General features: G+C 47.6%; 31 protein-coding genes. 11 read left to right on the top strand and 20 right to left on the bottom strand.

The features are described 5' to 3' along the window. Positions 1–259: 259 nt before the first annotated feature. The 5 genes from HYX70_02125 to HYX70_02105 form a co-directional block, all read right to left on the bottom strand. The gene (locus HYX70_02125; protein ID MBI2798079.1) at positions 260–484 is read right to left on the bottom strand and encodes a hypothetical protein; all 225 of its coding nucleotides are present in this window, start codon (positions 482–484) and stop codon (positions 260–262) included. Positions 485–938: 454 nt separating this feature from the next. Further along, complete coding sequence (locus HYX70_02120) at positions 939–1,646, bottom strand: DNA alkylation repair protein (GenBank protein MBI2798078.1); 708 nt, start codon at positions 1,644–1,646, stop codon at positions 939–941. Beyond that, complete coding sequence (locus HYX70_02115) at positions 1,643–1,948, bottom strand: hypothetical protein (protein MBI2798077.1); 306 nt, start codon at positions 1,946–1,948, stop codon at positions 1,643–1,645. The genes HYX70_02120 and HYX70_02115 overlap by 4 nt, the downstream gene beginning before the upstream one ends. Beyond that, positions 1,945–2,163 (bottom strand): DUF2061 domain-containing protein, encoded by a 219-nt coding sequence (locus HYX70_02110; GenBank protein ID MBI2798076.1) that lies wholly within the window; start codon positions 2,161–2,163, stop codon positions 1,945–1,947. Before HYX70_02110 ends, HYX70_02115 begins: the two co-directional genes overlap by 4 nt. 1 nt (position 2,164) lies before the next feature. Continuing rightward, positions 2,165–2,827 carry a GAP family protein gene (locus tag HYX70_02105; protein ID MBI2798075.1) on the bottom strand — a complete coding sequence of 221 codons (663 nt, stop codon included), beginning with the start codon at positions 2,825–2,827 and terminating at the stop codon, positions 2,165–2,167. Between the two features lie 109 nt (positions 2,828–2,936). Here HYX70_02105 and HYX70_02100 point away from each other — a divergent pair, with 109 nt between their 5' ends. From HYX70_02100 to HYX70_02080, 5 genes are all read left to right on the top strand, one after another. Further along, positions 2,937–3,464, top strand: coding sequence for a DUF308 domain-containing protein (locus tag HYX70_02100; protein ID MBI2798074.1), 528 nt, complete (start codon positions 2,937–2,939; stop codon positions 3,462–3,464). Then, entirely contained in the window at positions 3,454–4,470 is a 1,017-nt protein-coding gene (locus tag HYX70_02095; GenBank protein ID MBI2798073.1) for a hypothetical protein, read from the top strand. Before HYX70_02100 ends, HYX70_02095 begins: the two co-directional genes overlap by 11 nt. A 9-nt stretch (positions 4,471–4,479) precedes the next feature. Next, positions 4,480–4,803 (top strand): HIT domain-containing protein, encoded by a 324-nt coding sequence (locus HYX70_02090; GenBank protein MBI2798072.1) that lies wholly within the window; start codon positions 4,480–4,482, stop codon positions 4,801–4,803. Between the two features lie 261 nt (positions 4,804–5,064). Beyond that, the gene (locus tag HYX70_02085) at positions 5,065–6,312 is read left to right on the top strand and encodes a replication-associated recombination protein A (protein ID MBI2798071.1); all 1,248 of its coding nucleotides are present in this window, start codon (positions 5,065–5,067) and stop codon (positions 6,310–6,312) included. Positions 6,313–6,314: 2 nt separating this feature from the next. After that, positions 6,315–6,770: a hypothetical protein gene (locus HYX70_02080; protein MBI2798070.1), complete on the top strand. Its 456-nt coding sequence runs from the start codon at positions 6,315–6,317 to the stop codon at positions 6,768–6,770. A 119-nt stretch (positions 6,771–6,889) separates the two neighbouring features. Here HYX70_02080 and HYX70_02075 read toward each other — a convergent pair whose 3' ends face one another. Beyond that, positions 6,890–7,210, bottom strand: coding sequence for a hypothetical protein (locus HYX70_02075; protein ID MBI2798069.1), 321 nt, complete (start codon positions 7,208–7,210; stop codon positions 6,890–6,892). Positions 7,211–7,233: 23 nt separating this feature from the next. Next, positions 7,234–7,758 carry a hypothetical protein gene (locus tag HYX70_02070; GenBank protein ID MBI2798068.1) on the bottom strand — a complete coding sequence of 175 codons (525 nt, stop codon included), beginning with the start codon at positions 7,756–7,758 and terminating at the stop codon, positions 7,234–7,236. 46 nt (positions 7,759–7,804) lie between these two features. Between HYX70_02070 and HYX70_02065 the strand changes: the two genes are divergently transcribed. Beyond that, positions 7,805–8,194, top strand: a complete 390-nt coding sequence (locus tag HYX70_02065; GenBank protein MBI2798067.1) for a VOC family protein — start codon at positions 7,805–7,807, stop codon at positions 8,192–8,194. Between the two features lie 7 nt (positions 8,195–8,201). After that, positions 8,202–8,573: a hypothetical protein gene (locus HYX70_02060; protein MBI2798066.1), complete on the top strand. Its 372-nt coding sequence runs from the start codon at positions 8,202–8,204 to the stop codon at positions 8,571–8,573. On the opposite strand, the gene HYX70_02055 is transcribed toward HYX70_02060, so the two are convergent. The 7 genes from HYX70_02055 to HYX70_02025 form a co-directional block, all read right to left on the bottom strand. After that, complete coding sequence (locus HYX70_02055) at positions 8,574–9,137, bottom strand: TIGR03086 family protein (GenBank protein ID MBI2798065.1); 564 nt, start codon at positions 9,135–9,137, stop codon at positions 8,574–8,576. After that, the gene (locus tag HYX70_02050; GenBank protein MBI2798064.1) at positions 9,134–9,559 is read right to left on the bottom strand and encodes a DUF1801 domain-containing protein; all 426 of its coding nucleotides are present in this window, start codon (positions 9,557–9,559) and stop codon (positions 9,134–9,136) included. The genes HYX70_02055 and HYX70_02050 overlap by 4 nt, the downstream gene beginning before the upstream one ends. Further along, on the bottom strand, positions 9,556–10,194 hold the full coding sequence (locus HYX70_02045) for a GyrI-like domain-containing protein (GenBank protein MBI2798063.1): 639 nt from the start codon (positions 10,192–10,194) through the stop codon (positions 9,556–9,558). Before HYX70_02045 ends, HYX70_02050 begins: the two co-directional genes overlap by 4 nt. A gap of 66 nt (positions 10,195–10,260) precedes the next feature. Continuing rightward, positions 10,261–10,683, bottom strand: a complete 423-nt coding sequence (locus HYX70_02040; protein MBI2798062.1) for a hypothetical protein — start codon at positions 10,681–10,683, stop codon at positions 10,261–10,263. A 75-nt stretch (positions 10,684–10,758) separates the two neighbouring features. Continuing rightward, positions 10,759–12,006, bottom strand: a complete 1,248-nt coding sequence (locus HYX70_02035) for a DUF3137 domain-containing protein (protein MBI2798061.1) — start codon at positions 12,004–12,006, stop codon at positions 10,759–10,761. 287 nt (positions 12,007–12,293) lie between these two features. After that, positions 12,294–12,533: a hypothetical protein gene (locus tag HYX70_02030; GenBank protein ID MBI2798060.1), complete on the bottom strand. Its 240-nt coding sequence runs from the start codon at positions 12,531–12,533 to the stop codon at positions 12,294–12,296. Positions 12,534–12,778: 245 nt separating this feature from the next. Next, entirely contained in the window at positions 12,779–13,195 is a 417-nt protein-coding gene (locus tag HYX70_02025) for a DUF4234 domain-containing protein (GenBank protein ID MBI2798059.1), read from the bottom strand. 91 nt (positions 13,196–13,286) lie between these two features. Between HYX70_02025 and HYX70_02020 the strand changes: the two genes are divergently transcribed. Next, the gene (locus tag HYX70_02020; GenBank protein MBI2798058.1) at positions 13,287–13,967 is read left to right on the top strand and encodes an HAD family phosphatase; all 681 of its coding nucleotides are present in this window, start codon (positions 13,287–13,289) and stop codon (positions 13,965–13,967) included. Between the two features lie 33 nt (positions 13,968–14,000). Then, on the top strand, positions 14,001–14,753 hold the full coding sequence (locus tag HYX70_02015) for a prephenate dehydrogenase/arogenate dehydrogenase family protein (protein MBI2798057.1): 753 nt from the start codon (positions 14,001–14,003) through the stop codon (positions 14,751–14,753). Here HYX70_02015 and msrA read toward each other — a convergent pair. From msrA to HYX70_02000, 3 genes are read right to left on the bottom strand one after another with little or no spacing between them, the layout of a single operon-like run. After that, positions 14,747–15,223, bottom strand: coding sequence for a peptide-methionine (S)-S-oxide reductase MsrA (msrA, locus tag HYX70_02010; protein MBI2798056.1), 477 nt, complete (start codon positions 15,221–15,223; stop codon positions 14,747–14,749). The genes HYX70_02015 and msrA overlap by 7 nt on opposite strands. After that, entirely contained in the window at positions 15,210–15,527 is a 318-nt protein-coding gene (locus tag HYX70_02005; protein ID MBI2798055.1) for a hypothetical protein, read from the bottom strand. Before HYX70_02005 ends, msrA begins: the two co-directional genes overlap by 14 nt. Next, positions 15,520–15,831 (bottom strand): hypothetical protein, encoded by a 312-nt coding sequence (locus tag HYX70_02000; GenBank protein ID MBI2798054.1) that lies wholly within the window; start codon positions 15,829–15,831, stop codon positions 15,520–15,522. Before HYX70_02000 ends, HYX70_02005 begins: the two co-directional genes overlap by 8 nt. 48 nt (positions 15,832–15,879) lie before the next feature. On the opposite strand from HYX70_02000, the gene HYX70_01995 reads away from it, so the two are divergent. After that, positions 15,880–16,533, top strand: coding sequence for a flavodoxin family protein (locus tag HYX70_01995; GenBank protein ID MBI2798053.1), 654 nt, complete (start codon positions 15,880–15,882; stop codon positions 16,531–16,533). 401 nt (positions 16,534–16,934) lie between these two features. Here HYX70_01995 and HYX70_01990 read toward each other — a convergent pair whose 3' ends face one another. Together HYX70_01990 and HYX70_01985 are read right to left on the bottom strand one after the other, a co-directional pair. Next, on the bottom strand, positions 16,935–17,114 hold the full coding sequence (locus tag HYX70_01990; GenBank protein ID MBI2798052.1) for a hypothetical protein: 180 nt from the start codon (positions 17,112–17,114) through the stop codon (positions 16,935–16,937). After that, positions 17,111–17,869, bottom strand: a complete 759-nt coding sequence (locus tag HYX70_01985; GenBank protein ID MBI2798051.1) for a transglycosylase SLT domain-containing protein — start codon at positions 17,867–17,869, stop codon at positions 17,111–17,113. Before HYX70_01985 ends, HYX70_01990 begins: the two co-directional genes overlap by 4 nt. 83 nt (positions 17,870–17,952) lie before the next feature. Between HYX70_01985 and msrB the strand changes: the two genes are divergently transcribed. Further along, positions 17,953–18,342 carry a peptide-methionine (R)-S-oxide reductase MsrB gene (gene msrB / locus HYX70_01980; GenBank protein ID MBI2798050.1) on the top strand — a complete coding sequence of 130 codons (390 nt, stop codon included), beginning with the start codon at positions 17,953–17,955 and terminating at the stop codon, positions 18,340–18,342. Between the two features lie 152 nt (positions 18,343–18,494). Here msrB and HYX70_01975 read toward each other — a convergent pair whose 3' ends face one another. Next, positions 18,495–19,103, bottom strand: coding sequence for an NAD(P)H-dependent oxidoreductase (locus HYX70_01975; protein MBI2798049.1), 609 nt, complete (start codon positions 19,101–19,103; stop codon positions 18,495–18,497).

Genomic DNA, 19,103 nt, shown 5'->3' with positions numbered 1-19,103 from the left:
CTAGTGGGGGCTCAAGACCCCCGTTGGGCTTGGGTCGAACAGTGACTGCAGGATGGGCCGGCGAGGACCCGGAGAGCACGAGCCGTAGACGCCGCCATAGAGCCGGTTGGCTCGGTCGTTGGCCCTCTGCCGTCTGCGGTTCGTCCTGGTATCGGCCTGAGGGGCTCTGAGCACAACAACAGCTACAGCTGCCGTCACAGCCCCCACGGTCAACAGTACTACCTTCCACTTCATTGCTTCCCCCTTTTCGGGTCTCGAACTACTTGTCTTGGACTTGCTTGAATCCTTCCCACTCCAGGGCCTCGGCTGCGGCCTCGTCGAGGCTAGAGCCGAAGCCGTAGATATGAAACGTTCGGCCATTAACTGGACTGTGCCAGCGAAAGAAGACCATGCGGCCACCCTCCAGACCCTCGGCACGTTTTAGGTTGGCACATCCGTCCGTGAGCGCAACCTTTACGCGCAGCTGTTCGTATGCACCTTGCACTAGAACCGCCAGCTCAACGCCGGAACTGTGTCAGTTCGTCTGCCGCAGTTCGTACACCAACGGCCACTGCGGAGGCTGTGAAGCTCCGACCGTCGCATGCGTCCCTTCTTGCAGTCATGGCATCGGCTTCTTGAACGCTGCCAGAAGAACGCCACTCCCGCGACGATCGCAAATGGCCAGGATCGACGGATCATACCTATCCTCCTTCATGGAATATACAAGCCGTGCTTGGGGCACGACTTGTATGTCTCATACTTGTCCCCCACCAGCTCTCTACCACATCTTGGACAACATCCCGAAGGGTACTTACTTCTACCGCTACGCAGCACAAGAAAGAACCCACCCAGGACAATCAGACCAACAATGAACAGTACCTTCTTCATCACTCCCCCTTTATTTGGGCTCTTGGGTACTCAGTGGTGGATTATACCAGATAAGCTTAGATTTTTGAAGTCTAAACTGTACCTTTTAAGTAGGCCTGGCGCCTGGGCTCATCGAAGTGTTCTATGGCATAGCGCAACATGGTTCGTGGCATGGTTTTGTAGTGAGCTTGCAAGAAGCTTTCTTCTTCCTCTCGGCTGCAACGCTTGCCAGCCTCACGTAGCATCCAACCGACAGCTTTTTGAATTAGATCTTCTGGGTCGTGGAGTAAAATCCCTGCAATTTTAAGCGTTTCGGCTGATTCGCCCTGCTTTATATAGGCAAAGGTGCTCAAAATGGCTATTCGCCGCTCCCAAAGTGACTTTGATTTTGCCAACTTAACTAGAACTGCCTTATCTTTATCCTGCAAATAGTCACCTACAATAAATTCCGCTGAGCCATCAATAATGTCCCAATTGTTTATGTATTTGGTATTAGCCAGATAAAAATTGTAAATTTCAGTCTTAATTTTTTCATCTGCCTTCTTGTATTGATCAACCAATATTATACTGGCCGTTAAGCGCTCCTCGTGGACTTTGGATTGCAGTAACCTCTCGACCTCTTTAAGCGGTAAATCACGAAATTGTTTGGCAATCTTGCGCTGCTGTGGCACGCTCACACCGTAGAAAACATCGCCATAGCCATACTGGCCTTTGCCGGTCTTAAAAAGGTAAGCACTGGTCTTGGCCCGTTCTGGGCTACCAGCAGCTTTAAGCTGGCTTTTAAGCGTTGGCACACTCAAGCTAGCCGCCAGGCTCCACCCTCTGTCTTCAAAATCTCTTGCAGCCTACTCAGGGGGGTATTAAACGTATTGCCGTTAGCATCTTGCAGTTGAACCATTTTTTCACCGCTTAGCGGACCTTTGTCGACTGTGTTAATTGCACCGACACTCCAAGTTTCACCACCGTCCCTCTGCACAAGCTGTTGGCCAACCCGCAGGCCAGCCTCGGTGTTCTGTTCAGGCGGACCCACGTTTATGCGTAGTCTCTCAGACCTGAGCTCCTTGCGAGTTGGCTCTGGCACTGAATAATACTCCCCGCTCATTTACGCCCCCACCTTATTAAGCTCCAAACTCGCTCATGAATAAAGTAAATTATTATGCCAGTAACAGTAGTGATGCCGGTTATTTGCAGAGTTGTATCGAGCTTGCCAGTAGTTACGTAGCTAACAATAAAAATCGAAATAATAATGCAAATCCTATAAGTAATGCTCTTTACAACCGAGCGGCCGGTGGTTTCAGAATGTTGAAGTTTTCTCATGTTACTTTATAAAGTTTAACAAGCCCTCAATGAATAAGTACACACCCAGTATGCCAAAAATTACAGCTATCAAATCGTTGCCGTAGCGATCCATAAAGTGGCTTAGTGGTTTTAGTACCAAGCCCGAACGTTTGCCGAGTAAAATCACCAAAACTGGCCCAATCAAATACGGCAGTAGCGAGAAAGCCACCATCTCAGCCAAACCCAACAGCCGGCCGGCATCGCTTAGGCCGGATTGATTTAGTATGGCTGCGGCTGGCACGTACATCATAAGTGTGGTGACATTGACCAACATTAAACCAAAACCGCCAACCACATACTTCCATAGCTCGTTGGATTTCGTAAGTAGGTTTTGATGTTTTTTGGTCTTTCTCTTCTTTAGATCATGCAAAATCAGCACAACCAGCAGCACCCCAGCCACCATGTGTAACACATCACGACCGTTACCACTCGGGCCAGCCTGAATAGCTGCAACTTGGTTATCAAAAAAGACAATAAAAATGCTAACCGGTACCAGTACCAACAGGCCGCCAACTGCCAGCATAAATGCTTTGGCAACTGGCCGCTTGGGGCTAGCCAATACAAATATCGAAGCTGTGAGTAGTAGTGGGCTAACTGCCGAAGCCACCGCGACCGGCAAAAGCTTAACCAGTGTTTCTTGCATACGCAACAATTATAACAGCCCAAGCTCTATTAAGTTGCTAACTGACCAAAATGTTTATACAATCAAAACAACAATAAAGTTAGGAGAGTAAAAAATGGAAGTCGCTTACATGCCATCACGTGCCGCCCTCTTGGTTCGCGCGTTGGTAAATATTATCTTAGGCGCATTAGTTATTGCCTGGCCAGGAATTACCCTGTTGGTGGTGATATTTTTGTTTGCCCTAAACTTTTTAATATCAGGGCTGTTTATGGTGTTTGAGCCTGCTTTTGATAAGCAAAACAAACACGCCGGGCTGACTGTAATAATGGGTGTGGTGTTAGCAATCGTAGGTATATTCTTGCTTGGTCGCCCGCAACTAACTGGCGACATTATTGTACTATTGGTAGCTGTTTGGGCTCTGTTTTTTGGCATGGTCGACCTCTACGTTGGCATCACCCAGCGAAAAGAGTTGCCTGGTACCTGGTTATTAATAATTGTTGGCTTTCTCGCTCTAATATTCGGCATCTACCTGCTGTTTAATCCGCTCTCTGGCATACTTGCCCTAATTTGGGTAATTGGCTTGTACGCCATGGTGTCGGGTGCGGTCCTGGGAATTCTAGCCCTATTCGCCTATCCTAAGCTCAAAGGTGGCAAATAAAGTGCCTGCTCACAAATCTGAGCGCTCAACCCAGCCAGTAAAAGTTCATACTGGCTGGTTGCGTTTTCTGGGCTTTGTGCTTGTGGTGGCCTTGATTCTGTGCAGTTACCTCAGCGTTTTACAAGCTAACTTTTCGACCGCCGCCAAAACAATGGTCTTCTTGCGTGGCGCCAAAGTACTCGAGAGTAGTGCCGATATCATCAAGGCCGAAGTTAACGATAAGTTGCCCGACGGCATCAAGAACAACTTTATTAAAAATGCTATAGCTCAGAAGCTACTCGACATAATTGTTACACCCGAGAATCTGGCCAAGGTCGCTGAGCCCGGCCTTAAGATCGCCTACCAGGTAACAACAAAAGCACCAACAGAAATCCAAAACAACCAGGTCGTGCTAAACACTCAACAATACAAAACCCAAGCCGAACAGTTTGTGGGTAGTGCCAAACTACCAGAAGTGCTGAGCCAACCGATCGATTCGATCATTCAGGCAACACCAAATCAACTCACGCTAGTTAGTAACGTGAAAGACAGCCAAACCAACCCGTTGGTGCTGATGATCCGCATGCGCAACACCTTAAATATGATCAATGCCGGTGTAACACTTATGTGGTGGATTATTATTCTCGACATTCTGGGCATTATTGCCCTATCGTGGCGCCAGTACCGTCGATTATTACATACTGCCGCGTGGACATTTGGTGCGGCCGGCTTATTCATTGTGGTTGCCTCATATATGTTCCCACCAATCCTGACACTTGTTGTTCCACAGAGTACCGACGCACTCATTGGTGGCCAACTCAACGACTTAATGGCCAATGTTACCAACTTCTTGTTTAATCAAACCCGTAGCTACGGCCTGTTCTTTGTGCTGATTGCCATAATCGCCTACGTTCTTAAACGGTTCGATCTGATAGCCAAGGGTGTCGAGCTCTCCAAGCGCCTCTGGAAAAAGTACATCGGCCCCCGCCACCACCGCGCCCACCACAAAGCCGCTCATAAAAAGTAAAAGTCATTCATGGATGATTTTTACTGCGATGAAGTCTTCAGCGGCAAAACCAAGGTTGAAAAGGTCTTAGAAACCGACAAAGTGCTGGCTTTTAAACACACTAAGCCACACTGGCCGGTACACATTGTTGTGGTTCCGAAAAAGCATGTCGAATCGTTATTGGAGGCTGATGACGATATACTTTTAGCTATCCTTCATGTGGTTCAAACAGTTGCCCAAGATGTGGTTGCCAAACATGGTAAATGCCAAGTACTAACTAACCTTGGCGAGTATCAAGACTCTAAGCACCTACATTGGCATGTTGCTTCGGGAAAACCCAATCACAAAAAATAGTTCTGTCCGGCATTAAAGCAAACAGAAAGCTGGCTAAGCTTGAGTGCCCCACGTTCGAGGACTGTTTGAGCGTTTAAGCGAGTTCCGCAGAACTGGAAGCGAGAGGTTAGCTAGCGCTCTTGTTTTGCGTCCATGCCGGAAGCTTTGCTTCTTTGGCTACAAAGAAGTGCCGGCTGCACAGGCCATACTTTTGGTTTTTGTACGCCTTAATTGTATACTAATGTGGTGAAAAGCCACTGTCTTAATCCATTGGCCGACCAAATGCGGCCCTCTGCCCTCTCAGAGGTAGTTGGCCAAGAGCATATTGTCGGCAAAAACCAATTTTTGCGTACTGTAATCGAGCAAGGCGAGCCTGTTAGTATGGTTCTGTGGGGGCCACCTGGAAGCGGCAAAACCACTTTGGCGCGGATTATTGCTCGCTCGGGCGATTTTGAGTATGTTGAGATCTCGGCTGTTACGGCCACCTTGGCAGATGTAAGAAAAATTATTCATGAAGCTGAAAAACGGCTTTCTGGGTTGGATACGATGCAAGGCAGCGACGAGAAGCAAACTGAGCTGTATTCGAAATACAGCAAAGGCGCATCGCAGTCGTTAACGCAGCAGCGCGCCAAGCCCAGAAAGACGGTATTGTTTGTCGATGAGATTCACAGATTCAACAAAGCCCAGCAAGATGCTTTTTTGCCCCATGTCGAGAACGGCACTGTTATTTTGATAGGCGCCACCACCGAGAACCCAAGCTTTGAGGTTATTGGCCCCCTACTCAGCCGTTCGCGCGTGGTTGTTCTGGAACCCCTTAGCAAAGATGATATCAAAACCATTATTGTTAGGGCTGTGCAAGAGCTAAAGAGCAAGGGCGTTAAACCCGAAGCCGTAGAGCTGTTAGCCGATCTCAGCGGAGGAGACGCCCGTATGGCTCTCAACGGCCTGGAGGCCGCCGCAGCCATCACAAAGCGAGTTATTAAGCCCGAGGACATTAAGCAAGCCATGCAGGCTATGACTGCTAAGTACGATAAGGGTGGCGAGTATCACTACAATCTTATCTCTGCTTACATCAAATCTATGCGCGGCTCTGATGTCGACGCCACGCTATACTATCTGGCTCGCATGCTACAGGGGGGTGAAGACCCCAAGTTTATTGCCCGCCGCAATATAATTTTTGCAAGCGAAGATATTGGCTTAGCCGCTCCGGCAGCACTCAACTTAGCTGTTTCAACCTTTCTGGCCGTGGAGCGCATTGGCCTGCCCGAATGCCAGCTTAATTTGTTTGAATGTGCGGTTGTGTTAGCAAAGAGCAAGAAGTCCCGGGGTGTTACAGATGCCATGGCCAAGGCATTTAAGGCTGCTGGCGACCACCCAGACGCACCAGTACCACTACATTTGCGCAACGCCCCGACTAAGCTTATGAAGGATCTTGGCTACCAAAAAGGCACTAAATGGGAATCGGGCTTTAAGCACCTTAAGGGCTTTTTACCCGATGAGTTAAAAGATATTAAGATTTTTGAAGACTAAGCATGCAAAAAGAACTAAAAATTAGAGTTAATGATCCGCACAAGATTGAAGCAAAGTTGAAAAGCTTAGGCTGCCCTCTGAGCAAAGAAAGAACTTCCACTTATACATATTTCAATCAGCCCGATGATAGAATCCTAAAAATCAGTGAAAATGAAAGAGGTAGCTTCTTGATTGTGATGGAGAAAGTACATGGTAAGTTCGTAATAAAAAGTAAGGATGTTATCCAAGATTTGGAACAAACACTGGCAAACCTAGATGAAAAGTTCGGCTTAAAGAGGATTATCATCAACCGTCGCAAGTTCTTCAAGCATCCACAAATGAAGATATCCTTAAACAATATAAAGGTTGTCGGGAACTTTCTGATTCTAAAAGGTAAAAATCCAAAAATTGAATTTGTTACGAAAGAACTTGGAATCAAAAATCCAGAAATAGTAACAAGCTCGTTTGATAATCTCTAGCTAGTACTGCATCTCGCCAACTTGCGGCACATATTGTTGCACGGTTTGCAGTCAGCTATTGATCTGCCCTTATGGCCAATGAGCTAAAAGATACTAAGATTTACTAAGAATAAATAACCCTAGTATAGATAGGGGTTGCTTATGAGGCTAGATAACACGCCAAATATAACAAGTATCCCAATAGCTCCAACAAATACTGCTAAGCCATAACGTTCCCACCAGGTGTTTTGTGGAAGTTTGTCACCACAGAGTTTATTAGCCTCGTCTAAACTTATTTCTTTGTCTTTTGTTCTATCCTTGCCGATTAAGTAATATTGTCCTTTCGACACCGATGAGAAAACAAAAAAGAGTCTAAAGCTTGAATAAACATAGACCACATATTGGTTTTCTTTGAGCTTATGAGCCCTGCGTCGTTTGCCTGAACTCCATATAAAAAACATGTACTTATTATACCTTCCTTAAACTAGTACTGCATCTCGCCAACTTGCGGCACATATTGTTGTACGGTTTTTAGCCAACTACTAATCTGATTCTTAAGCTCGGGTGTTACGTTGGCTTTCAGTTGATTGCCATCGGCAGTAGTAATGGTAATTGTATTGGTTGGACCGCCGATTAAATTATTCTGGGTTTGCTTGCCACCGAGCTTGTTTTGAACATCCTGGTCTTTGTAGGCAGCCGCTATAGCCTCGAACCCTTGTTGGCTTATCTGGCAATTAGTGGTAACCGGAGCTGCGTTTTGACCAAAGTTCGTAACAATGTAGGTACAGCTGGTGGGTGTAATTATGAGCGACCGACTAGACTGATACTGTGGACTAACTGGTCCGGTGCTACTTTCGAAGTCGATAATTTTAACCGAATTGTCGTTAAAGTAAGTGGGCTTTTTTTGGCGGTTAACCAATATCACTACCAGCCCGGCTACCAAAATAAGTCCCAAAATTGTAGCCACCGCCAACCAAATAAGTTGAATCTTTTTGGTGCTTCTTGCCATCAAGCTCATAATACTACTTTGGCATGACGAGTGCTACAATACGAGTATGATCAAGAAACTAGATATTATTACTCTATATGTGACCGACCACTTAAAATCAGCCGAGTTCTATGAGGATTTAGGCCTTAGTGTAGACCACAGCGACGACGACATTGCCATAATGGATCTTAACGGTTTTAAGCTCTGGCTGGTAAATCAAGCCACCGCCAAAGGCAATAAAGAGTTCGAGGCCGACGCACTGGCTAAAGATAAGGGTGCTGGATTGTATATATATCTAAACGTCGACGAAATCGACGGCTTTTACCGCGGATTGGTTGATAAAGGTTTAAAACCTTCTAGCGAGCCGCGCGATTGGCCCTGGGGCAATCGCGAATTTGTGTTGCGCGATCCCGATGGTTATAAGCTGTGCTTTTATAAAAGTTTAAAGGGAGTATGATTTGGCTATGAAGTCACGCGTAGCACAATTGGTGTTGGGAGCAGCGATCATCGTTTTGGGCCTGTACGTACTTTCACTGCTTGGCCAAAAGCTAGCCGTAACCAGTGCGCTTGGGCAATATTGGCCCATGCTGTTAATATTTGTGGGTGTGATTGCCATTGGTAGCAATAGTGAGCATATTGGCATCCCGCTTGGGATCATGGGCGTTGGTATTGTCTTGTTACTCGACCGATTGGGTCTTTTTGCATCAGTACAGTGGCTAGAATCAGCCATATTTATTCTGATTGGCTTTGCAGTAATTGCTACGGTGTTTAGTGGTGGCAGCGGTAAATCAAAAGAATCTAAAGCAGCCACAACCCACGACCGTGTTATAGACTAGCTAGTTTCTACGACCGTATAAAGCTAGTAGCTTAGTTTGCAAATCAGCATCGTTTGCCACTTTGACTTCCGAGCCAAACAGGCCACTTTGGCGCATTTCGGCAGCTCGGGGCTGCATGAATTTGTAAGTAAATTCCGCCAATTCTTTATCTAGATCGGTATTTGTATCAACAGCCTTGGCCACATCCCAAGAGTGAATAAACACATCGCTAGCAATCTCGCTGCAATAATGCTCACCCATCACGTTGGCGTAGCTTAAATGGACTGTTTTGGTCATGGCGCCTGGATCTGTAAATGCCGCCACGGCCTTTTGCGAGGCTGCTAGCCAGGCTTTTTTGGCATCTTTGCCCAATATGTCACCATCATACTTATCACCCACCTCTTTAACCGTCTTGCCCTCAACTAGGTCGGGTACCCAAAGCACCTCGTAAACCATGTGCTTAACCAGAGCAGTCAAATCCCAATCAGTATTGGGCGTAACAACATGCCATTGGCCAGGCTTGATCATATCAATTTGCTTGCTCGCAACTTCACAAGCTTGTTTTAGGGCTTGGCTTGGGCTCATACGGCCGACATTCCTCCTAGTTTTTCGGCTTTCTTTAGAATTTCCTTAATCACCTGTTCGTCGGCATCCCCCAAGTGCTTAAAGCGAATGCAACTTTTACCAATGCTGGCCTTAGGTAGCTTATCTTTGTATTGTTCAGCTAAATATTGACCAGTATCTGCCAAAATGCAGCAAATATATAGCGATATGTAGTTCTTTTGGCTGGCAAGACCTATCACCATCCAGTCACCCTCACGACCACTGGCATATCTAAATCGATATTTGCCGTAAGCCAACATGCCAGATTGCATGAATGGCTTAAGTTTTGGCACAGTGGCCCGAATAAGATTATTGAGTTCAGCAATTTCGCTCTTGCGCGGCTCTTCTAGCTGATTAATGTAGTCTGCTGGAGTTTTGGCCGAAGATTTTGTACTACTGTTCATTGCACACTCTCTTTTACCACCGGCCAGCGCAAGATGGTCTTAAGTCGGCCTTCGGCCACTCGTCTAGGATCACTTAGATAAATCTCGTGGTGTGGGCCCGAGACTTTTAGATTATTTTTATCTAAGAATTGCTGTAGAAGCTTTAGGTTGGCTGCTTCGTTTTCATAACTACCCACATGTAGTATTTGCACAGCCTGCTTTTCTTCGAGCGTTTTAATATGCAGATCTTCGTATTTAGGGTTGGGCTTACGGGGTTTTAACATATTAGTTGCCTGAGCCACTAGATTGGGAGTGAAGAATCCAGGCACCACTATAAACACCTCCCACTGCCATAGATCTTTGCGTTTAACATCGAACTCTTGGCCGTTTTGCATGCTCCACAGAGCCTCTAAGGCTGAAGTTTTAAAATCCTCATAGTTTTCGACCTCGTAACCTTTCTTGGGCATAAACTTAATGGCGTAAGTCGTGGCGTATAGGGCTTCGACCGAGTGCTGGAAAGACTCAGTTCCTGGGTCGCCTTGGCCTTGAACTGCCAAAATCCTCAGAGCTGGCACCTGTACTACTTTGGGGCGCTTTTGCTCAGCTGCATACAGCCCTGGGTAGAGCTTTGCTATATCGAAGCGTTGAATATCCATTGCTTAATAGTATACCAAACGAAGAAAGGGCCCGAAGACCCAATCTTCGAACCCCTGCTAGTCACTCTACCCGCCCCTTACTGCTATCCGATGCTTTAGGTCCTTGACGATCGGAGCAACATCGATCAAGTCAAGGTGGCCAGCCAGCCACAAGATGTCGGCTGAATCAGCGATCCCCAAGAACCGTCTCCTGTGGCCTTTATTTGGCAACCCTTTGGTGTGGGTATGGATCACTAGAGTGTCGGTATCGACTAGCAGTCTTGAGCCTCCGCCTTCCCAATCACGGATTACCCAAATCCGTTCGTAAGCACAAAGTCTGAAGTCTGGGCTCGAGTAAACCAACCCGCTCTGTACGCCATGGGCAAGGGCTATCGTGTTGAGCTGACCACACAGCCCTGGTAGCTTCCGCCACTGCTCCTTCTGGTCTTCACTCCACTTCTGAACTTCGGCCACCCGCGCCCCATCTTTCTTGCTGACCTTGGTCGCCATGATAACTCACACCTACCTTATTCGATTATCGGATATCTCGAGTTTATTATCTCGCCATTAGTCTATAAAAGAAAGCTAAAGCTTCATCTCGGCAAAAGCCCAAATCAATACGTCGAGCATGTCCTGGTAGGCAATGTTTTTGCTGGGGCTATATAAGTACAATACGTTGTCGACCACTTCGATGTTGATCTCGAACTCGAGCGCGTAGATCTTTTCCATAAAGTTGGTGGCCAGTAGCTCGAAGCTGGTGGCCTGATCTTGATTGGCCGCCCAGACTGCAAACTTTTTGTTGAACTCCACGCTTTCGGTCTCAACCTTGTTAAGGCCTTTGAGCTTCGGTTTAAAGCCATACCAGCTCTTCATTGTTACCAAAATGTCATCGTAATTTTTGGGCAATATAGCTTGAGCCACCGTAATAGGCTGCATGCCAGCTCCAGCTTTGGGCTCGTAGCTATAAAACTCCACTACATTGTTCTTGTAATAGCCAACCACATGGTTGTTAATGTCGGCATTGCCAAAGCCGGCTGGGCCAAAGATTGCGCCACGGTTGGGCATCATAAGCCAACCAAAGTCTGGGTCGTAGTAAAAGCCTTGTTGGGTAGCAAATTCAGCTATGCCAGCATCGAATTTGCTAGCCTCGGCGGTGTCTTGTCGGATGAGATCAAGCTTGTAGCTACCGTCCTCTTTTACAAAGGCCCAGTACTCGCGCCACGGACTAGAGTCGGTAAACAGTACTTTATTGGCTTTTTGATCGATCAGCTGGTCTTTGGCCTGGCCATCAGTTATAACCTCGAAGCCCTGCGAGTAGTCTTGTTGTTTTTTTAGCAACACTTGGTTGAGTTTTACACTACTCATTTGGTCTTTACGGCCATAGTTTTGAAGCACAGTCAGTTCTAGTACCATACGCTTGGCGTACTCGCGGCTGCACAACTTTTGCATAGTTTTGGCATCGAACTCACTCCAAGCTTTTTGGAATCCAAAAAATGTGCTCGAAACCTGCTCAGCCAACTTTTTTTCTTCGTCGGTGCCGGATTTTTTGGGGTCTATATAGCCTTCCGGGGTGCCGCCAAGCTTTTTTGCGCCCTTAGACTTACTAAACACTGCCCAGAGTATCCAGATTATAAAAACCGCCCAGAACCCCCAGAAGAAAAACAAGCCCCAACCAGTCAAAGGTTTAGATGAGCCAGAACCAGATGAGCTAGACGAATAGCTCGACCCGCCCGAGAACCCGCCGCCTCCGCCGCCGCCCGAACTAGAGCCGCCGCCGCCGCCACGGGCTAGGTGCACGGAATGGCTGATTTGTTTGAGCTGCTCCAAATTCATAGCTTAATTATACTTCCCTTCTCAAGATTTAATCAAAAACATTAAACCCTCAGAAGGGAGCCCGCCTGGGACTCCCCAGGCAGGTCATCGCATCGACCCATCGAGCATCGGACGGAATGGACCATCGCACTGTTTCTCATGAGCGTCGATGTGTCCGAGACAGAAGCTCTGTGCACAGTACCGACACCTTTGGGTCATGCCTTCGGTTGGCCCGCCGACCTCCTCACACCTACTGCAAGGGCTTGGATGGTTCTCCATCTGCGTCTTCCTTTCTCTGGTTCGGCCCGCTAGGGCATGGAGGGCAGATCCTTTCCTTCCTCTGTTTGTTCTAACGATACGCGCTGTCGCCAGCGGTTCTCACACACTGTGTTGTGAACCACGGCCTCTAGAGCCTCCGAGCCGTCTTCGAACTGCACAGTCTTGCGATCCTCGCCAGGCAAGAGGGCAAAACCACAGCCCGCACAGGCTACCAGCTCCTGTTCGAGCTGGCTCAGTTCCAGCTCGACAGCAAAGTCCGGTACAGCCAAGAGCCGTCGCGGGAGGCTTTCAACCCTCCCGCATCTCGCGCTCGATTGTCGGGTCGACATCATCCTTGCCGTACATTCCCATACTCTCACTTCCCCTCTCTCGACTTCTCAATGAGCTTGGACATCATAATACCAGCAAACTGAGACAATTCAAGCACTGGCTTTATTGTTCGAGCCTTGGTGAGAACTACATCATAAGAAATAGTTCTCGTCTCCGCCAGCTAGCAGATCCTCGAACAATAAAACTACCGTGCAACTTTGTTGAGATTGGATTGATAATAGAAGATTGGCAGAAGAATAAGAACGTTGGTGATGGCCAGGCTTATCCAGAGCGAGGAATCGACTAGGCTATGAGGTGATATGAATATGCTGCGGGTAAAGCCAAAGAATATGCCTACCACCACCCAAATTATTACCGGTGCCAAAAAGGCTGCCCAGCGGCCAATTGCGCCCTTGGTGGTGGCTTCGATTGCCTTGGCAAAACGCCAAAACCACCAGATGTCGATAATTGGAATAAAGAACCACAAAAAGAACGGCACCTTGAGCGCTTTGGCATTTAGGGTGTTCATCTCCGTCTTGGTAATAAAGTACCAATAGATTTGGTACAACCCGAGAGTAACTATGTTTAACAAAAATATTGCAAGTAACGACCTTCGCTTCATATGCATTGACTCAACTCCTTTATTAACTAGATTGTACCCCAATTTTAGCTTTCATTCGACAGCCAGGGCAGTGAACCTTATAATCAAAAGTATGAGAGAAGCACACGATTTGGGCGTTATTTTCGACATGGACGGCACACTGGTCGACACCCTGCCGGTTAATTACAAATTTTGGCAAGAGTACCTGGCCGAGTTTGGCATTAAGCCCGATAGGAATTTGTTTATATCGATGCTCGGCAAACCAATTCAGGTGACCTCTAAGGTGTTTAAAGAAACCTTTAACATCGATACCCACCCGCTCGAAATGGCAGCTGCAATTAACACCAAGCGCTTGGTATACTACTCCACCCACGACTTGGTTATTAGCCCTCATTTGATACCCTTACTCAAATCCTTGCAAGAACACAAGGTGCCAATGGCAGTTGGCACCGGCTCCACCCATCAACTTTCGCAGCTGCTGCTCAACCACAACCAGCTTTCGCAATACTTCTCGGCCGTGGTAACCTCAGACGATGTCAGTAACGACAAGCCAGCCCCCGATACATTCGAGCTAGCTGCCAAAAAACTCGGCGTAAGCGCCAAAAAGTGCGTGGTGGTTGGCGATTCAGCCAACGATGTTGGCGCCGCCCATGCCGCCAACATGGCCATAATTGGTTACGTAAATAACTTTAATTCGGCCCAAACCATAGCCGGAGCCGAAAAGATTATTAGCGACTATAACCAGATCGATATTGCAGGTTTGCGCCAAATTGTTGCCCAACACGCAGATTAGACAGCTACGTAAACCTCAACTATAATCTGTTAGATGAAAAAATCAATTGGAGTTATTGGTTTTGGCGCCTTTGGCGCCTTTATTGCGCCGATTTTGGCACGGCATTTCGAGGTGTTGGTTTCGACTCGCCGGAAAGTTGGCAACCCGCCCAAAGGTGTTAGTTTTGTTAGCCTCGAGCAGGCTGCTAACTGCAACATTGTAGTCTTGTCGGTTAATGCCCAGGCCATAGAAGAAGTGTTGCTAAAAATTAAGCCTCTGCTGCGACCAGGCACATTGGTTATTGATGTTTGCTCGGTAAAAGTTATGCCGGTTAAACTTATGAACAAAATACTGCCAACCAATGTTCAGGTGCTTGGCACACACCCCGTGTTTGGCCCAGAGAGTGGTAAACATGGCATTGCTGGCCTGCCAGTAGCGCTTTGCCCGGTTCGGATTGACGCCAAAACCTTGGCCAGGATCAAAGACTTTTTGCAAAATGCATTGGAGTTAGAAGTTGTTGAAATTTCGCCCGAAGATCACGATCGCGAGATGGCCTACGCGCTAGCACTCACCCACCTGATTAGTCGCAGCCTCAACAATCTGCCGCTGCCTGAGCTTAAATTGCCCACAAAGTCATACAAACTCTTACAAGCCGTTCGGGGTAACTTGCAAAACGACTCTATAGAGCTGTTTCATACTATTCAAAATTACAATTCGTTTGCCAAGCAGGTGCGCCGTAATTTTGTAAAACGTGTGCAAGAACTAGAACACAAAATCGAGACCCACGACAAGAATAACGTTCAGTAGCAAACGCCTAAGTTGCGCTTATGCAAGTATTGCTGGTGGTATTCTTCGCCGCGCCAAAAAGTTTTGGCCGGCACCACTTGGGTTACAATTGGCTTTTTGAACTTTTTGGCAGCTGTTAACTGCTCAATCTTGGCCTCTGCCGCCCGTTTTTGTTCGTCGTTATGATAAAAAATTACACTCCGATAATTCTCACCTACATCTGGGCCCTGTTGGTTTAGCTGAGTTGGGTTGTGGTGTTCAAAAAACAGATCGAGTAGCTTTTCGTAGCTAGCTTTGGTGGGGTCAAAAGTAACTTGAAGGGTCTCGGCATGCCCAGTAGTGTGGCTACAAACTTGCTCGTAAGTTGGATGGTCGACGTGGCCACCCTCATAGCCAACTTCGGTTTTTACTACGCCAGGCACAGTCCGAAAAACTTCCTCAACACCCCAAAAACAGCCGCCGCCAAAGTCAGCTAGTTCAGTTTTTGGCATTTTTCTTGCTCTCCTCTATTGCGTCTTGCCGTTTTGCAAACTGCTGCTCTAGATCAACTTCAAACATATTTGATAGCCTTAAAGCATACTGCAGCAAATCAGGAATCGCTTTGTCGACCATGTCATCACGCGACGGCTCTCGGCCGTGATCAACATCATCCAAATAAGTAGCGATTACTGCCAAGGACTTATTTAAGTGTCCAAGCGCATGACGCATTTGCCATCCTTTGGACTCTTTTGGGAAATAGTAAACGGCATCGTAGAGCCTTATCTGTTCTTGGAATTCTTGCATACTTTTACTCATCTTGTTCCTCGTACTTAGGTTTAAGGCCTTGTTCTCTTCTAATCTCGTCTACCCATTTTTCGTAATTCTTTTGCCTTTCTTCTGGGTCATCAGTCCAGGCTGGCCTCTGGTGGCCAGTTTTTTCATATGGCGTAGGTCGGGAATGATTGGCTTGCTCTGCCTCTACCTTTCGCAAAAGTTTTTGCCGATCTTTTTCGACCGCATCAGCCGAGCGACCCTCCCACTCATCGGCAGCCATTTTTTCGCCTTCAGTAGGTTCTTGGGGTTTATTGTTATCGCCACTATCTGGCGGTAGTTCACTCATGCCACCATTATAACCCATGCTAAAATGTAATGATAACGAGGAAACACTATGGCTTTAAAAGCACTATTCTTAAACTGCACCCTTAAACCTTCGCCGTCAGTTAGCAACACCGGCGCTCTAATCGACAAGGCCGTGGAGCTTTACAAGGCTCAAGGTGTCGAAACCGAAGTAGTGCGAGTACGTGATTACGACGTTAAGTTTGGTGTTAGTTCCAACGAGGGCGAGGGCGATCAGTGGCCCGAGATTTTAAGTAAGATCAAAGACTGCAACATTTTGATAATTGGCACACCAATTTGGTTTGGGGTGCGCGGTAGCGTTAGTCAGTTGGTGCTGGAGCGACTCGACGGCACCTACGACGAGGGCGATACCAAAACTGGCCAGTTCCCGCTATACAACAAGGTGGCCGGAGTGATTGTTACTGGCAACGAAGATGGTGCTCACGATGTAGCCGCCAATACGTTATTCAACCTCACCCACCTAGGCTGCACGGTGCCACCCAACGTTGACTGCTATTGGGTGGGCAATGCCGGCCCCGGCCCCAGCTACATAGAGGCCGGTGGCGATAAGCACCTGTACACCAACAAAACCTGCCGCTACATGGTGGCCAACACCATCTATATGGCCAAACTAATCCAAGACAATCCGATCCCAACTAATTTAAATGAGTTAATTGCCGAGGCCAAAAAAGCCAGCAGCGACTAAAAACTGCTCTTCCGGCCGTTGCTGCGATCAGCAAGCGAAGCCACTAAGCAACGCTCTTTGTTGCGAGAATTCGCTGGCTGGCGAACCGCACAGCAACAGGAAGTTGCGACTGGCTGAGCGCTGATAGAATCGTAGTACAGGCCAAAACACTTTTGCACAACTTTATGGTGTTTTCAAAAGAATGGTCGACCGTTCAGGCCGAAAGCTGAATCTATGTGCTACCCGCACGGGGCTTCTTTGAATGAGCAAAGAAGCAAACTCACCGACATGGGCTCAAATCTAGAATCGCCAACGGCGGCTTCACTGTCTGTTCTGTGACAGAGACGGCACTCGTGCTCGAACAGAAGCGTTCAGCCTAGTTGGCTTTCTGATTTTCGAATGTCGGAGATAGCCCAACTACCTTAGTTTTGGCAAGAAACAGCTGAGCCATTTTGGCTTAAAGCCTGAACGTCTTTGAGCTTCTGCTGACAGTCAGTGTTCGACGACATGGCCTTCGCCACCAGATAGATCACGACGACTGCAACAGCCACAATCAAGACTAATACTATCAAGAACTTAGATGATTTTTTGTTTCGACTCACTTCTGTACTCCTCTTAGTTGTTCAAATGTTGGGCTCGTAGGCTCACCCCGGTCGCTCCACATGTTCACCCAAAGGTTGGCTACCGCCTGGTTTTGCTTAGCATAGCTGGTTGAATTAAGTGAGCCGGTACGAATAAATGTCTGCAAATCACCCTCGCCGCCACTCATGCCGTAAGCCAGCATAGCAATTCCTTGTGGAGTCTCCAGATCAACTCCGGCTGGCGCAATGTAGTGGTCGTTGAGATAACGGATTAGTGCCGTACCAAGCTCTAGGTTGGTCTTGGAGTCGTAGATATTATAGTTCGTATAGCCAAGCTTGCTAGCCATAACCTTCTCGGTGTCTGGCATTAACTGAAATAGCCCCTTGGCACCACTGGGGTTTACAGCGTGTTCGTTGCCACCCGATTCTTCGGCTATGATAATTGCTACCAGTTGTGGGTCAATCTGGTAGCCTTTGGCAACCTCAACTATCAGCGGCCATTTGGCTTTTACACCTTCGGGCAGCCAGTTGGCTGGCGTGGTTTGTTGCTCGGTCGTGGTAGTAGTCTCTGGTGCCAGGGTTGTGGTTGTGGCGGCCTCTACCCTCTCGCTAGCTGGCGTGGGTTCGGTATGTGTAGCTTGATAGCCAGTGGCCGCAACCATAGCGCCCAAGCCAAGTGCCCCCACTCGACTCAGATTGCGAATTCTCGAGCGCATGCCAGCATCGATTTCGTCATCAGTTTTGGGTCTAGGTCGGGGTGCTATCTCCATAAGCATTATTGTACGGCAAAGTGCTCTATTGTTCGAGGCAAAGCTGAGAACTGGTTCTCACATAAGCTCGAACAGTATAGAATAAGCTTATGAATCAAGATGAGCTTAAAAAGAAAATAAATTCACTCGCCGAACAAACTCGCGAGGTTACCCAAAACAAGGGCACCGAGGCAGCTTTTAGCGGCAAGTATTGGAACGAACATGCCGACGGCACCTATCATTGCGCGGTTTGCGGGCAGAAGCTGTTTAAGAGCGGCACTAAATTTGATAGTGGCACCGGCTGGCCAAGTTTCGACCAAGCAGTGCCTGGCTCGGTCAAAATGATCGCCGATAACTCACATGGCATGCATCGTACGGAAGTTGTTTGCAGCAACTGTGGCGCTCACTTGGGCCATGTGTTCGAGGATGGCCCCAAAGAAACTACAGGCCAACGATTTTGCATTAACTCTGCTGCGCTCGATTTAAAAAAGAAACAATAGCCCTTACACTATGCATTTTTAACGGCGTATTCACAACAACCCTATTTGGTGCCTGGCAAGCTCACTTGGTGCCGTGGTTTGGCTGGGTGGTTCACTTACCATTCTTGCTATATTTTGTTTATGCCTCGTGGCGATGGATTAGCACGAGCTAGCTACATGCCATTGGGGTAGGTTTTATGATCAATTACGCCGCTATCGCGCAAGCCTTTTAGGGCCTTAGCATATTCATACAAAACTTTCAGCGCATATTTGGAACGATCTTTTAGGTAGGCATCGCCATATTTTGATTCTTCTTCGGGCTCAAACTTATTAAACACTTTTTCGACGTCGCGAATAAGTACATGCTCAGGGATAAAGTCGATGTGAGTATTCTTGCTAGCAAAGCCCTTAATTTGGGCGATTGGATAGGCACCGCCGCGACTGGCTGAAACACCTACTAAAAGCGCGGGCTTATAGGCCATTTCGCCATCTGTATAGTCCACTAGGTTAAAAAACGAGGGGTTGGCCATGCCGTTCCATTCTGGAGTTACCACCACGTAGGCTTCGGCAGCTGTAAGCGCGTCCTTAATTGGATTCCAAATCAACATGGTGTCGGGGTCTTCGTCCCACAACTTATCGAGTTCTAGCGGCAACTGTGAGACATGTAGATCTATCAAGTTAACAGTTTGACCGTCGTTGCCAATAGCCCCTTTAAACCACTTGGCGACCTTGAGTGACTCCGAATCCTTTCGCGAGTTAGCACAAATAACAGTAAGTTTCAT

Source organism: Candidatus Saccharibacteria bacterium (assembly GCA_016191105.1).
GTDB lineage: Bacteria > Patescibacteriota > Saccharimonadia > CAILAD01 > BJGX01 > JACPPH01.
Note: the sequence above shows the minus strand (reverse complement) of the source record. Positions and strands in the feature narration are given on the sequence as shown.

Coding starts and splice junctions, on each gene's coding strand:
- HYX70_02115 (MBI2798077.1), bottom strand. CDS start 1,948: ATGAGCGGGGAGTATTATTCAGTGCCAGAGCCAACTCGCAAGGAGCTC.
- HYX70_02110 (MBI2798076.1), bottom strand. CDS start 2,163: ATGAGAAAACTTCAACATTCTGAAACCACCGGCCGCTCGGTTGTAAAG.
- HYX70_02105 (MBI2798075.1), bottom strand. CDS start 2,827: ATGCAAGAAACACTGGTTAAGCTTTTGCCGGTCGCGGTGGCTTCGGCA.
- HYX70_02100 (MBI2798074.1), top strand. CDS start 2,937: ATGCCATCACGTGCCGCCCTCTTGGTTCGCGCGTTGGTAAATATTATC.
- HYX70_02090 (MBI2798072.1), top strand. CDS start 4,480: ATGGATGATTTTTACTGCGATGAAGTCTTCAGCGGCAAAACCAAGGTT.
- HYX70_02085 (MBI2798071.1), top strand. CDS start 5,065: ATGCGGCCCTCTGCCCTCTCAGAGGTAGTTGGCCAAGAGCATATTGTC.
- HYX70_02080 (MBI2798070.1), top strand. CDS start 6,315: ATGCAAAAAGAACTAAAAATTAGAGTTAATGATCCGCACAAGATTGAA.
- HYX70_02075 (MBI2798069.1), bottom strand. CDS start 7,210: ATGTTTTTTATATGGAGTTCAGGCAAACGACGCAGGGCTCATAAGCTC.
- HYX70_02070 (MBI2798068.1), bottom strand. CDS start 7,758: ATGGCAAGAAGCACCAAAAAGATTCAACTTATTTGGTTGGCGGTGGCT.
- HYX70_02065 (MBI2798067.1), top strand. CDS start 7,805: ATGATCAAGAAACTAGATATTATTACTCTATATGTGACCGACCACTTA.
- HYX70_02060 (MBI2798066.1), top strand. CDS start 8,202: ATGAAGTCACGCGTAGCACAATTGGTGTTGGGAGCAGCGATCATCGTT.
- HYX70_02055 (MBI2798065.1), bottom strand. CDS start 9,137: ATGAGCCCAAGCCAAGCCCTAAAACAAGCTTGTGAAGTTGCGAGCAAG.
- HYX70_02050 (MBI2798064.1), bottom strand. CDS start 9,559: ATGAACAGTAGTACAAAATCTTCGGCCAAAACTCCAGCAGACTACATT.
- HYX70_02045 (MBI2798063.1), bottom strand. CDS start 10,194: ATGGATATTCAACGCTTCGATATAGCAAAGCTCTACCCAGGGCTGTAT.
- HYX70_02040 (MBI2798062.1), bottom strand. CDS start 10,683: ATGGCGACCAAGGTCAGCAAGAAAGATGGGGCGCGGGTGGCCGAAGTT.
- HYX70_02035 (MBI2798061.1), bottom strand. CDS start 12,006: ATGAATTTGGAGCAGCTCAAACAAATCAGCCATTCCGTGCACCTAGCC.
- HYX70_02025 (MBI2798059.1), bottom strand. CDS start 13,195: ATGAAGCGAAGGTCGTTACTTGCAATATTTTTGTTAAACATAGTTACT.
- HYX70_02020 (MBI2798058.1), top strand. CDS start 13,287: ATGAGAGAAGCACACGATTTGGGCGTTATTTTCGACATGGACGGCACA.
- HYX70_02015 (MBI2798057.1), top strand. CDS start 14,001: ATGAAAAAATCAATTGGAGTTATTGGTTTTGGCGCCTTTGGCGCCTTT.
- msrA (MBI2798056.1), bottom strand. CDS start 15,223: ATGCCAAAAACTGAACTAGCTGACTTTGGCGGCGGCTGTTTTTGGGGT.
- HYX70_02005 (MBI2798055.1), bottom strand. CDS start 15,527: ATGAGTAAAAGTATGCAAGAATTCCAAGAACAGATAAGGCTCTACGAT.
- HYX70_02000 (MBI2798054.1), bottom strand. CDS start 15,831: ATGAGTGAACTACCGCCAGATAGTGGCGATAACAATAAACCCCAAGAA.
- HYX70_01995 (MBI2798053.1), top strand. CDS start 15,880: ATGGCTTTAAAAGCACTATTCTTAAACTGCACCCTTAAACCTTCGCCG.
- HYX70_01985 (MBI2798051.1), bottom strand. CDS start 17,869: ATGCTTATGGAGATAGCACCCCGACCTAGACCCAAAACTGATGACGAA.
- msrB (MBI2798050.1), top strand. CDS start 17,953: ATGAATCAAGATGAGCTTAAAAAGAAAATAAATTCACTCGCCGAACAA.
- HYX70_01975 (MBI2798049.1), bottom strand. CDS start 19,103: ATGAAACTTACTGTTATTTGTGCTAACTCGCGAAAGGATTCGGAGTCA.